Source organism: Microbacterium phoenicis (assembly GCF_047302325.1).
Classification (GTDB): Bacteria; Actinomycetota; Actinomycetes; order Actinomycetales; family Microbacteriaceae; genus Microbacterium.
This window is the reverse complement of record NZ_CP154849.1, coordinates 368,450-380,687: the sequence shown is the minus strand read 5'-3', so window position 1 is coordinate 380,687 and position 12,238 is coordinate 368,450. Positions and strand designations below refer to the sequence as shown.

The following is a 12,238-nucleotide window of genomic DNA, read 5'->3' as shown; positions in this document are numbered from 1 at the left end:
AGACCATGCCGCGTGGGACCGGGGGGCTGTGCCGCAGTGGCTCGCAGAGGCGGGCGTAATCGCCTGAGCGTGCCCGCCCTGATGATGCCCCCGAGGCGTCGCACCGTGACGCCGTCGGGCGGTAACCAGTCCGAACTATGTCTGGAATGTCTGGAGTGGGTCTGGAACTGACAGAGAAGTCACAATTGGAGGGGCTGACGGGAATCGAACCCGCGCTATCTGCTTGGGAAGCAGATGTTCTGCCATTGAACTACAGCCCCACTGCGCCCGGAGGCGCCTCGTAAGCCTAGCAAGGCTCCGAGGCGTCCGCCCGTCGCAGCGATCAGTCGTTCGTGGGGGGCGCCGGCGGAGCCTGCGGAGGCGTCTGCGGCGGAACCGGGGGCTGACCCCCCACCGGGGGCTGACCTCCGACTGGGGGCTGACCAGGGTACGGCGGCTGAGCTCCGGGGTGTCCGCCTCCGGGGTAGGGCGGCTGAGCCCCGGGCTGCCCGCCCCCCGGATAGGGCGCACCCGGCCGCGGAGCGAAGATCATGCCGCTCTCCTGCATCGCGCGGAGCATGCCGTTCTTCACCGCGGTGCGCTGGATGAGGTACCCGATCCAGATCGCCAGAGCGAAGAAGCCGATGTAGAGGATGATCCCGAAAATGATGACCCCGGCGCCAAGCCCGGCGTAACCCCCGTAGTTGTCCATGCATCGCACTGTATCGAGCGCGGAGACGTTAGTCCCGCACCTTGACGGAAGCGCCCACCACCAGCAAGCCGAGCCCAGCGACGAGCCCGGCCAGCGCCATCCACCCGCCGGCCGTCCATGCCGCCGCGCCGATCGTCCCGATCGCGCTCGACCCGACGTAGTACGCGACGCTGTACAGCGCCACCGCGTGCTGTCGGCCCGAGCCACCGGCTCGCGCGGTTGCGGCGTTCGCCGTCGCGTGGGCCAGGAACATGCCCGCCGTGATGAGCAGGACTCCGAGCACGATGACGACCACCGGCGACGCGAGGGTGATGACGGCGCCGACGGCCATCGCAGCGCCGGCGGCGACCAGCGGCATCCGGGTCCCGAAGCGCTGGACGAGCGCGCTGGACAAACGTGAGGTCACGGTGCCCGACAGGTACGTCAGGAACACGAGCGAGACAGCCGTCGCCGACAGGAAGTACGGCGCGGCTTCGAGGCGGAAGCCCAGCGCATTGAAGACCGCGACCATCGCCCCGACGACCATCGCGCCGATCGCGTACAGCGGGAGTGCGCGCGGGTTCACGGCCTGGCGCCCGAGGACGCGCAGACTGCGTGCCACCGGCATCGGCCGGTGCTCCTCAGTCGGCGGCAACAGGACCGCGAACAGCACCGTCAGTGCCGCCGCGAGGGTGCCGAGCAGCTCCAGCGACAGCCGCCATCCGACGACCTCGCCCACCGGCGCCGCGACGAGCCGCCCCGCGAGCCCGCCGACGCTCGTCGCGGCGACGTACGCTCCTGCAGCGACCCCCGCGCGCTGCGGACCTGCGGCCTCGTGCAGATAGGCGACCGCGAGAGCCGGGATGCCGCCGAGCGCCGCGCCGAGCAGGAATCTTCCCACCAGCAGCCCGGCGAACCCCGGCAGCAGAGGCGATGCGACGGCGATGACCGCCGCAGTCACGGCGGCGACGCGCAGCATCCGTCTCCGTCCGAAGCGGTCGGCAGCGAGCGCCCACGGCAGGATCGCCAGGGCGAGCCCGAGCGTCGCGGCTGACACGACCCACGACGCGTCGGCCGCGGTCAGCCGGTACGTCTCGGCGATGCCCGTGAGCAGGCCCTGCGGTGCGTAGAGCACCCCGAACGTCGCGATGCCCGTCGTCCACATCGCCGCGCCGAGCCGACGGGGCGACGCGGTGAGGGGAGGGATGCCGACGGTCGTCACACGCTCCACGGTAGGCACGCATCGCATTCAGATCCAATACCTATGTGCGTGAAGCGATAGCGTTCGTGCATGAGTCACGATCGCCTCGTGGACCTGCTGCCGCACCTCCCACTGCTCGACGCACTGGGTGAGGACGAGCACGTCACCCGTGCGGCCGAGGCGCTCGGGGTGCCGCAGCCGACCGTGAGCCGTGCGCTCCGCCAGCTCGAGTCGCGGCTCGGCGTCGCGCTGGTCGCGCGGGACGGCCGCGGCATCCGACTCACCGACGCCGCTCGTCGCATGCTGCCCGGCGTCCGCGTCGCCCTCCGTGCGGCGCAGGACGCGCTCGACTCTCTCGACGACGCCCGGTCGACCGTCGGGCTCGCGTTCCAGAATTCGCTCGGCGAGCACCTCGTCCCGCGGCTCGTCCGGCGGCTGCGCGAGGAGCGCCCCGACATCCGGGTGCAGCTGTGGCAGGGCGCGCGCGACGCCTGTCTCGCCGAACTCGACTCCGGAAGAACCGACCTCGCGATCGTCTCGGGGGCCGCCGCGACGCATCCCTCCGGAGAAACGCTCCACCTCTACGACGAGCCGCTCGTCGTCGTGGTCCCCGAGGGGCACCGGCTCGCGACGGCCGCGCGGGTCTCGCTCACGGACGTCGTCGGTGAGACGCACGTCACGCTCAAGCCGGGGTACGGGCTGCGCCGCACACTGGAGCAGCTTTTCGCCGCCGAGGGCGTGCCGCTCGACATCGCCTTCGAGGGCGACGACCTGCGCACCCTGCACGGACTCGTCGCCGCGGGGCTCGGCATCGCCATCGGGCCGGAGGTGCCGCATCCGCTCGACGGGTGCGTGCAGCGGACCATCGACGATCCGCGCGCCGCGCGCGACATGGGTGTGGTCTTCCGGGCAGGCCCCCGTCCGCCCGCGGTCGACGACGTCATCACCGTGCTCCGCGAGCTCACCAGGTCCTAGAGCCCGGCAGAATCGGAGCATGCGCGCGATGGTGATGGAACAGATCGCAGGACCCCTCGTCGTCACCGAGGTCCCCGATCCGGTCGCCCCCGAGGGCGGGGCCGTCATCGAGGTGCACGCGACGGGTCTCTGCCGCAGCGACTGGCACGCCTGGGTCGGACACGACGACATCGCCCTTCCCCACGTTCCCGGGCACGAGCTCGCGGGCGTCGTCGTCGAGCTCGGCGCGGGCGTCGAGAACTGGTCGGTCGGCGACCGGGCCACCGTGCCCTTCGTCTGCGGATGCGGCCGGTGCGAGTGGTGCCGCAGCGGCAATGCGCAGGTGTGCCCCGACCAGCAGCAGCCCGGCTTCACCCACTGGGGATCGTTCGCCGAGCGGGTCGCCCTCCACGCCGCCGACCGAAACCTCGTCGCCGTGCCGGCGTCGATCTCGTTCGCCGCTGCCGCCGCACTCGGATGCCGCTTCGCCACCGCCTACCGTGCGCTCACCGCCCGTGCGCAGCTGTCCGCGGGGGAGTGGGTCGTGATCGTCGGGGCAGGCGGGGTCGGCCTCAGCGCGGTCATGATCGCGAAGGCGCTCGGCGCGAAGGTCGTCGCGGTCGACCGCTCGGCCGCGGCGCTCGACGTCGCCCGCACGCTCGGCGCGGACGAGGTCATCGTCGCGGACGGGCGTGACGTGCCCGAGGCCGTCCACGCGGTCACGGGCGGCGGCGCCCACGTGTCGATCGACGCCGTCGGCAGCGAACAGACCTGCGCGGATGCCATCCACAGCCTGCGCCGCCGGGGACGGCACGTGCAGGTCGGGCTGCTGCCCTCGGCATCCGGTCTCACTCCAGCACCGCTGGCACGCGCCATCGCGTGGGAACTCGACCTGCTCGGCAGTCACGGCATGGCGGCCGAGGACTACCCCGGGATGATGGAGCTCATCGCCCGCGGCGCACTCCGCCCGCAGGACCTCATCGAGCGGACCGTGTCGCTCGAGCGGGCCGCCGAGCTGCTGCCGGTCATGGACTCCGCGTCGCCCGCGGGGATGACGATGATCGACCCGCGGCTCACTGTCGGGGTGTGAGCAGAGCGTCCAGCGCGACGCGCATCGCCGCGACGGGGTCGGTGCCGTCGGCGAGCCAGCGCACCTGGATGCCCTCCCACGTCCCGATCACGAGGTCGGCGAGCATGGTGGCGTCTTCCGTCGTGGTCAACCGTCCGGCCGCACGGTCGTGCTCGATCGCGTCGCGGTAGTCGGGGATGACCGACGCGTAGCGCTGCCGCAGCCACTCGTGCGCCTCGTGGTCGGCGTGCGTCGCCTCGGCCTGCACGACGGTGAACATGCGCACGAGTTCGCGTCGCGCGATGTTCCGCTCGACGATTGTCAGCACCGTCGGGATGAAGCCGTCCCGGGCGGAGCGCTCGAGGAAGTCCGTGTCGGCGGCATCCTCCTGCGAGAGGACGGCCGCGAGCAGCGACACCTTCGTGGGGAAGTGGTGCATGACGGTCGTGAGCCCGAGGTCGAGCTGCTTCGCGATCTGGCGCAGCGATCCGCCCCGGTACCCGTGCGCCCCGAAGACGGCCGTCGCCGTCGCGATGATCTCGCTGCGCCGCGCGGCGGACTTCGCGTACGGTCCGCGGGCCGGTGCATCGGTCATAGTCGAACAGTAGATCACGTGAAACCGTGCACCTGCACGTTTTTGGGCTAGCGTGGTCGTGTGCAGAACTATCGCTGGGTGAAGGACGGCTCGCAGGAGCCCGGGACCATGCGCTACGGCGCCGACTACAACCCCGAGCAGTGGCCTCGCGACGTGTGGGACGACGACATCCGGCTCATGCGCGAGGCGGGCGTGAACATCGTCTCGCTCGGCATCTTCTCGTGGGGCCTCCTCGAACCGCGTCCCGGCGAGTTCGACTTCACGTGGCTCGACGAGATCATCGAGCTGCTGCACGCGAACGGCATCGACGTGGACCTCGCGACCGCGACGGCGTCGCCGCCGTCATGGATGGCCCGGCGGCATCCCGAGATCCTGCCGCAGACCGTCGACGGGACGATCCTCTGGCCCGGTGCCCGCCAGCACTGGCGGCCGACGTCGCCGGTCTTCCGCGAGTACGCGCTGCGCCTGGTCCGCGCGCTCGCCGAGCGCTACGGCGACCACCCCGCCGTCGTCGCGTGGCACATCTCCAACGAGCTCGGGTGCCACAACCTCTACGACTACTCCGACGACGCCGCGCGCGCGTTCCGGGTCTGGCTCGAAGCCCGCTACGGCACGATCGAGGCGCTCAACGACGCGTGGGGCACGGCCTTCTGGTCGCAGCACTACGAGGAGTGGGACGAGATCCTGCCGCCGCGCTCCGCGCCCACGATCCGCAACCCCGGGCAGCAGCTCGACTTCGAGCGGTTCTCCTCGGATGCCGTCCGCGACCACCTGCGCGCCGAGGCGGCCGTGCTCGCCGAGGTGACGCCCGACATCCCGCGGACGACGAACTTCATGGTCGCGCAGAACGTCCGCGACATCGACTACCCGTCGTGGGTGGGCGACGTCGACTTCGTCTCGAACGACCACTACCTGCGACCCGGCGAGCTCGGCCGCGACGACCTCTCGTTCTGGGCGAACCTGACCGGCAACATCGCCGGGGGCCTGCCGTGGTTCCTTATGGAGCACGCGACGAGCGCCGTGAACTGGCGCGAGGTGAACCCGCCCAAGCGCTCCGGCGAGCTCCTGCGCGATGCGCTCACGCACGTCGGGCACGGCGCCGATGCGGTCTGCTACTTCCAGTGGCGGCAGTCGCGCGCCGGCGGTGAGCGGTACCACTCGGGCATGGTGCCGCACGCCGGTGAGCACAGCCGCGTGTTCCGCGACGTCGTCGCCCTCGGCGAAGCGCTCCGCGACCTCTCGCCGGTGCACGGCTCCCGGCGCGAGGCCGCGCGCGTCGCGATCGTCTTCGACTACGAGTCGTGGTGGGTCAGCGGGCGCGACGCCCACCCGTCGGACTCGCCCGCCTACGACGTCGAGACCCTCGCCTGGTACCGGTCCCTCCTCGACCTCGGCGTCCGCGCCGACGTCATCCCGGTCGGTGCGGCGTTCGACGGGTACGAGGTGCTCATCGCGCCGATGCTGCACGTCGTGCCCGAGGACCTGCGGGCACGTCTGACGTTGTACGCGGATGCCGGTGGCCACCTCGTCACGACCTCCTTCTCGGGCATCGTCGACGAGAACGATCGCGTCTGGCTCGGCGGATACCCCGGCGCGCTGCGCGAGCTGCTCGGCGTCCTCGTCGAGGAGTTCGTGCCGCTGCTCCCCGGGGAGCGCATCGCACTGTCCTCCGGCGCCGCGGCGCACGGCTGGACCGAGCGGATCGTCCACGTCGGCGACGACGTCGAGGTGCTCGACACCTACGCCGAGGGTGACCTCGCCGGTGCGCCGGCGGTGACGCGGCGGACCCTCGCGGCCGGTGGCAGCGCGACGTACGTGTCGGCCGACATCGGTCGCGACGGCGTCCGCGCGGTGCTCGCGGGGCTCGGGCTCGAGGCGCTCGCCGGCGACCCGCGGTCGGCGGACGGCCGGCTCGACGTCATCGAGCGCGGCGACGGTGAGGCGCGCTACGTCTTCCTCTCGAACCGCACCGACGAGGAGGTCGCGGCGCCGGTGGTCGGCGACGTGCTCGTGGGTGCGGCCGCGGCATCCGGTGTCGTCGTCGCGCCGCGCAGCGTGGTGGTGGTCCGCGTCGCGCGCTGAGTCGCGAGGCGGCCGTGAGGCTGGGCGCGTGCTGCCCGGTCGGCCGGGAGGCGGGCCGGGTGCTGCCCTCGGTCACGTGCTGACTGGCCGTTCGGCGGCCAGTAGGCTGGCCGCGTGCTGCTCAGCGACCGCGATATCCGACTCGAGATCGACGGCGGCCGCATCGGCCTCGACCCGTGGGACCCGGCGATGGTCCAGCCGTCGAGCGTCGACGTGCGGCTCGACCGGTACTTCCGGCTGTTCGACAACCACAAGTACCCGTTCATCGACCCGGCTGAGGATCAGCCCGAGCTGACCCGGCTGATCGAGGTCGCGCCCGACGAGCCGTTCATCCTGCACCCCGGCGAGTTCGCGCTCGGCGCGACCTTCGAGCAGATCACGCTGCCCGACGACGTCGCCGCGCGCCTCGAGGGAAAGAGCTCGCTCGGCCGCCTCGGTCTCATCACGCACTCGACGGCCGGGTTCATCGATCCTGGCTTCTCGGGGCATGTGACGCTAGAGCTCGCGAACGTCGCGACCCTGCCGATCAAGCTGTGGCCGGGCATGAAGATCGGACAGTTCTGCTTCTTCCGCCTGACCTCGCCGGCCGAGAACCCCTACGGCACCGGCTCGTACAAGAACCGGTACCAGGGGCAGCGGGGGCCGACGGCATCCCGCTCGTTCCAGAACTTTCACCGCACCGACGTCGGGACGACCGACGCCGGTGCAAAGGGGAACTGACCGCGCTCAGTCGCGCTGCGCCTGCTCGTAGCCGCGGGTGAAGCCGCGCTCGAAGGCCTCGGCGACGGCGGGATGCTGCGCGAAGCCGCGCTGCTCGCCGTGACCGTGCCGGTGGCCGCAGCCGCGACCGTGCTCGCTGTGCCGGTCGTGGTGACCGAAGCCGTGGCCGCGGTGCGGGCCGAACCCGTGGCGCGGACCGAAGCCGCCGCGACGGTGGCCGCGTCCGGGACGGGCCGGCATCGGCTGCGAGTCATCCCAGCCGAGTTCCCGCGCGATCGCGTCGAGCGAGCGGAGCAGGGTGTCGTAGTCGTCCTCGGGGACGGCGGCGGAGACCCGGGCCTGCACGGCGGCGACGATGTCGTCGCGCCGCGCGTCGGGCCCGGCCTGCGCGGCCTGCGCGTGGAGCTCGCGCGCCACGAGGCGGTGAACGAGCTTGAGGCGGTATCCGAGGGTGTCGTTGGATGAGGTGTTCATGAGGTGTCCTTCCGGGACGTCGTGTCACCGGCGGACGTTCCGCGATGACCATTGCATGTCAATCTGCAAGTACATGCAGTGTGACATGCATCTGCGGTACATGTCAAGTGACATGGATGCCGTCGCTGCCGGTATCGTCGAAGCGTGACCGATCCCACCGGCGACCTCGACGCCCTCCTCGCGGCCTTCGCACAGATGCGCGGACGCGGCGGGCCGCATCGGCATCACCCCGGCGGGCCTCACGCCCGCGGCCCGCACTCGGACGGCGGGCCGCCGCCGTGGATGCGCGGCGAGCGCGGCTTCGGTCCCGGCGCGCGCCTTGCGGGCGCACCCGCCCGCATCCGTCTGCTCGACGCCCTGGTCCACGCCGAGCACCCGCTCTCGGTGAGCGAGATCGCCGACGCGATCGGCGTCGACCAGCCGCGCGCATCGCGGCTCGTGCAACAGGCCGTCGAACTCGGGCTCGCCGCTCGTGAGGCCGACCCCGACGATGCGCGGCGCACGCGCATCGCGCTGACCTCCGAGGGGCGGCGCCGTGCCGGGGACTTCCGAGGCGAGCGCCGCGAGCGGCTCTCCCGCGCGCTGGCCGACTTCACGGACGAGGAGCGCGCGGAGCTCGTCCGGCTGCTGGGCAAACTCGCGGCATCCTGGCCCCGCGATTGAGGTACTAACCCGGCCTATGGCCCGCGCGCAAGAAGGTGAGCGGATCGGCGTCCGATGTCACCCTGGAACGGTGAGCACCGAGCAGCAGCAGTCCTCCGGGGAAGCAGACCAGCCGTCCGCCTCGACGCCCGTCGTCCCCGATGCGTCAGGAGGAACGAGCCCCGCGGGGTTCACGCGGGCTATCGCCCCCTGGGTGTTCTGGCCCGCGGCGGTGCTGATCGTCGGCTTCAGCCTGTTCGCCATCCTGCTCCCTGCACAGGCCGAGGCGTTCTTCGGCGGGGTGCAGACGACGATCGTCAATGCCTTCAACTGGTACTACGTGCTCATCGCCGCGTTCTTCGTCGCGTTCGCGATCTTCATCGGCTTCAGTCGGTTCGGTGACATCAAGCTCGGTCGCGACGATGACGAGCCCGAATTCTCGACGGGGGCATGGTTCTCCCTCCTCTTCGCCGCGGGGATGGGCATCGGTCTCGTCTTCTACGGCGTGAGCGAGCCGCTCAGCCACTTCGTCACCCCGCGCCCCGGGGTCGAGGGCAACAATGCACAGCTCGCGAGCGCGGCCCTCACTCAGACCTACCTCCACTGGGGTGTTCAGGCGTGGGCGATGTACGTCGTCGTCGGTGTGGCGCTCGCCTATGCGATCCACCGCCGCAAGCGACCCATCTCCATCCGGTGGGCGCTCGAGCCGCTGCTCGGCAAGCGGGTTCACGGCGCTGCCGGGAACGTCATCGACGCGGTCGCCCTCGTCGGGACCCTCTTCGGCGTCGCGACGTCCCTCGGCCTGGGTGTGACGCAGATCGGGTCCGGATTGACGGCTGCAGGGATGCCGGAACTCAACGAGTTCACCGAGATCATCCTCATCTTCGTCATCTCGGTGTTCGTCCTCATGTCGGTGATCTCGGGGGTGACCAAGGGCATGAAGTGGCTCTCGAGCCTCAACCTCATCCTCGCGGGCCTCCTCCTGCTCTTCCTGCTGTTCTTCGGCAGCACCGAGTACCTCCTGCGGGAGTGGGTGCAGTCGATCGGCGCCTACATCCAGAACTTCGTCGGGCTCTCCTTCACCGTCAGTGCTTTTCAGGGCACCGAAGGCGAGGAGTGGCAGGCGGCATGGACCTCGTTCTACTGGGGCTGGTGGATCTCGTGGGCGCCCTTCGTCGGCATCTTCATTGCCCGCGTGAGCAAGGGGCGCACCGTCCGCCAATTCGTCGCCGGTGTGCTGCTCGTTCCGACACTGGTGGGTGTCCTCTGGTTCGCCGTGCTCGGCGGCTCGGCGATCCTGAAGGAGACGAACGATCCCGGTTCGATGCTGGGCGCCGACGGCGAGGTCGACCTGCAGGGTGCGCTCTTCCAGCTGTTCTCCTACCTGCCGGGCGGAACCATCCTCACGTTCGGCGCGATCATCCTCATCGCTGTGTTCTTCGTGACGTCGGCCGACTCGGGCGCGCTCGTCATGGGCATGATCGCCTCGGGTGGCAATCCCGAGCCGAAGCGCTGGGTGCGCGTATTCTTCGTCGCGCTGACCGCCGTTCTGGCCAGCGCCCTCCTCCTCGCGGGAGGCCTCGAGGCGCTGCAGACGGCCGCCATCCTCATCGCCCTGCCGTTCTCGGTCGTCATGCTGTTGATGTGCTGGTCGACGGTGCTGGCGTTCCAGCGCGAGCGGGCGGCGTACGCGCGTGCCGAACGCCGGCGGTTCGTCGCCGACATCGGCGATCACTACGGTCTCGAGGTCGAGGAGCCGAACGAGCGGGGTCTCAGCCTGCCGGCGTTCGTGCGGCGGGCCATCCCGGTCAAAGCGCGGCGAGGCGGCAGCGAAGACGCCCCGTAGCAGGCCGAGTGACCCTCCTGGGGATCACCAGGATTCGACGGGGAGCGAGGCGGAGCTCAGCCTCGAGGCGGCCGCGGCGTCGAGGACGAGCGTGACGCGGTCGTGGCGCTGCAGGAAGGATGCCGGGAGCTCCGCCGTCTGCGGACCCTCGACAGCGTGCGCCACGGCGTCGGCCTTCGACTCGCCCCACGCGATGAGGACGATCTCGCGTGCCTCGAGGATCGTCCCGATGCCCTGCGTCAACGCCCGGGTCGGCACGAGGCCGGCGTCGCCGTCGAAGAACCGGCTGTTGTCGGCGACGGTCCGCGGAGCGAGATCGACGACGCGCGTGCGGGAGTCGGGCGAGGAGCCGGGTTCGTTGAACCCGATGTGCCCGTTCGCCCCGATCCCGAGGATCTGCAGGTCGACGCCGCCGGCTGCAGTGATCGCCGCCTCGTAGCGCGCCGCTGCGGCGACGGGGTCGGCGGAGACTCCCTCGGGGATGTGCACGCGGGAGGGGTCGAGGCCGAGGGGGCCGATCACCTCGCGGGCGATGACGGAGTGGTAGCTCTCGGGGTGGTCGACCGGCAGGCCGACGTACTCGTCGAGCGCGAACGCCGTCGCGCGCGCGAGGTCGAGGCCGGCCCGCACGCGGTCGGCGAGCGCCCGGTAGAGCGGCTGCGGGCTCGATCCGGTCGCGACGCCGAGCACCGGCGCGGCGCGGTCGCCGATCGACGAGGCGATCACCGCGGCGGCGGCGGCACCAGCGCCGGCGGCATCGGGGGAGAGCAGGATCCTCACGAGAGCACCTTTCGGAGAGAGGGGGCGAGCGCGCCGCGGTTCGGTTACCGGATCTCAGGCAAGGTAGACCGCTCCCTGCACGTGCTCGATGGTGAGCTGGCCGACCCCTACGAGCGCCGCGTCCTCGCCGAGCGCCCCGACGACCAGGGTGGGAGGGCGGGGGATCCGGCCGGCCAGGCGCTCCGAGACGCCGTCGATGAGCCGGTCCGTGCGCCGCGGCAGGCGTCCGGCGAGGATCACGACGCGGCAGTCGAGGATCACGGCGAGCGCGGCGACCGACATCGCGATGTGGTCGAGCAGCTGCTCGGCTCGCGGGTCGTCCCCCTGGTCGAGGACGGCCATCGTCGAGGCGTCGTCGTCCGCCCCGGCGCCGAGCGCGAGCACGCGCGTCTCGAGATCTCCGCCCGTCCTCGGGTTCTGCGCGAACCCCGTCGGATCGGTGAGGAGGTAGCCGATCTCGCCCGCCGCGGAGCCCGCTCCGCGCACGAGGCGGTCGCCCGACACGATCCCGGCGCCCACGCCGACCCCGAAGACGAGGGCGGCGAGGTCTCCGGTGCCCTGCCCGGCGCCGCGGGTCCACTCGCCGATGGTGACGGCGTTGGCGTCGTTCTCGACGACGACGGGAAGCCCCGTGCGCCGGTGCATCAGGTCGCGGACGGCGACGCCGTGCCAGTCGAGCTCGACCGAGTCGCTGACGGTCCCGTCCGGGTCGACGACGCCGGGAACCGACATTCCGATGCCCTGCGCAGGCGTCCCGAGCTCGGCGGCTGTGCGTATGAGCCTGTCCGCGAGCCGGCCGATGCCCTCGAGGCGAGAGGATGCCGACTGTATCCCGTCCTCACCGCGGAGGGATTCGCGGGCCTCGTGGCGGATGTCGCCGTTCAGGTCGATGAGCGCTCCGCGGGCGACGGTGGCGGTGACGTCGAGGGCGACGACGGTGCGCGCCTCACCGAGCGGCCGGTAGCGGTGCGTCGGGCGACCGACACCGCCGGCGTCGCGCTCGACGGCGAGGAGCCCGTCGGCGACCATCCGTGCGCACAGGCGGTGGACCGTTGCCGAGGCGAGCCCGGTCGCCTCGATGAGCTCCGCGCGGGTGAGAGCGCCACCCGCCTGCAGGGCGTCGAGGATGGCGGTGCGGTTGATGCGGGTGACGTCGGCGTTGGTCGCCGTGCCCCTGCTCGCCGCGCGTTCGCCGCCCATTATTC

General features: G+C 71.4%; 12 protein-coding genes and 1 tRNA gene. 6 read left to right on the top strand and 7 right to left on the bottom strand.

Annotated elements, in window-relative coordinates:
* Positions 1-186 precede the first annotated feature (186 nt).
* The 3 genes from ABCU91_RS01830 to ABCU91_RS01820 all read right to left on the bottom strand — a co-directional run bounded on the left by ABCU91_RS01830 (position 187) and on the right by ABCU91_RS01820 (position 1,910).
* Positions 187-260, bottom strand: a tRNA-Gly gene (locus ABCU91_RS01830).
* Positions 261-322: 62 nt separating this feature from the next.
* Entirely contained in the window at positions 323-691 is a 369-nt protein-coding gene (locus ABCU91_RS01825; RefSeq protein ID WP_406923204.1) for a hypothetical protein, read from the bottom strand.
* 28 nt (positions 692-719) lie between these two features.
* A complete protein-coding gene (locus tag ABCU91_RS01820; protein ID WP_413354560.1) occupies positions 720-1,910 on the bottom strand; it encodes an MFS transporter in 1,191 nt (396 codons plus the stop codon).
* A 51-nt stretch (positions 1,911-1,961) separates the two neighbouring features.
* On the opposite strand from ABCU91_RS01820, the gene ABCU91_RS01815 reads away from it, so the two are divergent.
* Together ABCU91_RS01815 and ABCU91_RS01810 are read left to right on the top strand one after the other, a co-directional pair.
* On the top strand, positions 1,962-2,846 hold the full coding sequence (locus tag ABCU91_RS01815; protein ID WP_413354559.1) for a LysR family transcriptional regulator: 885 nt from the start codon (positions 1,962-1,964) through the stop codon (positions 2,844-2,846).
* A 19-nt stretch (positions 2,847-2,865) separates the two neighbouring features.
* Entirely contained in the window at positions 2,866-3,915 is a 1,050-nt protein-coding gene (locus tag ABCU91_RS01810; protein WP_413354558.1) for a zinc-dependent alcohol dehydrogenase family protein, read from the top strand.
* Here ABCU91_RS01810 and ABCU91_RS01805 read toward each other — a convergent pair.
* Entirely contained in the window at positions 3,899-4,489 is a 591-nt protein-coding gene (locus ABCU91_RS01805; RefSeq protein ID WP_413354557.1) for a TetR/AcrR family transcriptional regulator, read from the bottom strand. The two genes, ABCU91_RS01810 and ABCU91_RS01805, sit on opposite strands and share 17 nt — an antisense overlap.
* A gap of 60 nt (positions 4,490-4,549) precedes the next feature.
* On the opposite strand from ABCU91_RS01805, the gene ABCU91_RS01800 reads away from it, so the two are divergent.
* Both ABCU91_RS01800 and dcd read left to right on the top strand, forming a co-directional pair.
* The gene (locus ABCU91_RS01800; RefSeq protein WP_413354556.1) at positions 4,550-6,571 is read left to right on the top strand and encodes a beta-galactosidase; all 2,022 of its coding nucleotides are present in this window, start codon (positions 4,550-4,552) and stop codon (positions 6,569-6,571) included.
* 114 nt (positions 6,572-6,685) lie between these two features.
* Positions 6,686-7,291, top strand: a complete 606-nt coding sequence (dcd, locus tag ABCU91_RS01795) for a dCTP deaminase (RefSeq protein WP_064002633.1) — start codon at positions 6,686-6,688, stop codon at positions 7,289-7,291.
* Positions 7,292-7,297: 6 nt separating this feature from the next.
* On the opposite strand, the gene ABCU91_RS01790 is transcribed toward dcd, so the two are convergent.
* On the bottom strand, positions 7,298-7,765 hold the full coding sequence (locus tag ABCU91_RS01790; protein WP_413354555.1) for a hypothetical protein: 468 nt from the start codon (positions 7,763-7,765) through the stop codon (positions 7,298-7,300).
* Between the two features lie 144 nt (positions 7,766-7,909).
* On the opposite strand from ABCU91_RS01790, the gene ABCU91_RS01785 reads away from it, so the two are divergent.
* Positions 7,910-8,428 carry a MarR family winged helix-turn-helix transcriptional regulator gene (locus ABCU91_RS01785; RefSeq protein WP_406923211.1) on the top strand — a complete coding sequence of 173 codons (519 nt, stop codon included), beginning with the start codon at positions 7,910-7,912 and terminating at the stop codon, positions 8,426-8,428.
* Positions 8,429-8,444: 16 nt separating this feature from the next.
* A complete protein-coding gene (locus ABCU91_RS01780; protein ID WP_406923212.1) occupies positions 8,445-10,253 on the top strand; it encodes a BCCT family transporter in 1,809 nt (602 codons plus the stop codon).
* Positions 10,254-10,277: 24 nt separating this feature from the next.
* On the opposite strand, the gene nagB is transcribed toward ABCU91_RS01780, so the two are convergent.
* Together nagB and ABCU91_RS01770 are read right to left on the bottom strand one after the other, a co-directional pair.
* Positions 10,278-11,033, bottom strand: a complete 756-nt coding sequence (nagB, locus tag ABCU91_RS01775; protein ID WP_413354554.1) for a glucosamine-6-phosphate deaminase — start codon at positions 11,031-11,033, stop codon at positions 10,278-10,280.
* Between the two features lie 54 nt (positions 11,034-11,087).
* On the bottom strand, positions 11,088-12,233 hold the full coding sequence (locus ABCU91_RS01770) for an ROK family protein (RefSeq protein ID WP_413354553.1): 1,146 nt from the start codon (positions 12,231-12,233) through the stop codon (positions 11,088-11,090).
* Between the last annotated feature and the right edge of the window lie 5 nt (positions 12,234-12,238).

Excerpts from the sequence above, each read along its gene's own strand:
- ABCU91_RS01825 (WP_406923204.1), bottom strand. The coding sequence starts at position 691 with ATGGACAACTACGGGGGTTACGCCGGGCTTGGCGCCGGGGTCATCATT.
- ABCU91_RS01815 (WP_413354559.1), top strand. The coding sequence starts at position 1,962 with ATGAGTCACGATCGCCTCGTGGACCTGCTGCCGCACCTCCCACTGCTC.
- ABCU91_RS01810 (WP_413354558.1), top strand. The coding sequence starts at position 2,866 with ATGCGCGCGATGGTGATGGAACAGATCGCAGGACCCCTCGTCGTCACC.
- ABCU91_RS01805 (WP_413354557.1), bottom strand. The coding sequence starts at position 4,489 with ATGACCGATGCACCGGCCCGCGGACCGTACGCGAAGTCCGCCGCGCGG.
- ABCU91_RS01790 (WP_413354555.1), bottom strand. The coding sequence starts at position 7,765 with ATGAACACCTCATCCAACGACACCCTCGGATACCGCCTCAAGCTCGTT.
- ABCU91_RS01780 (WP_406923212.1), top strand. The coding sequence starts at position 8,445 with ATGGCCCGCGCGCAAGAAGGTGAGCGGATCGGCGTCCGATGTCACCCT.
- ABCU91_RS01770 (WP_413354553.1), bottom strand. The coding sequence starts at position 12,233 with ATGGGCGGCGAACGCGCGGCGAGCAGGGGCACGGCGACCAACGCCGAC.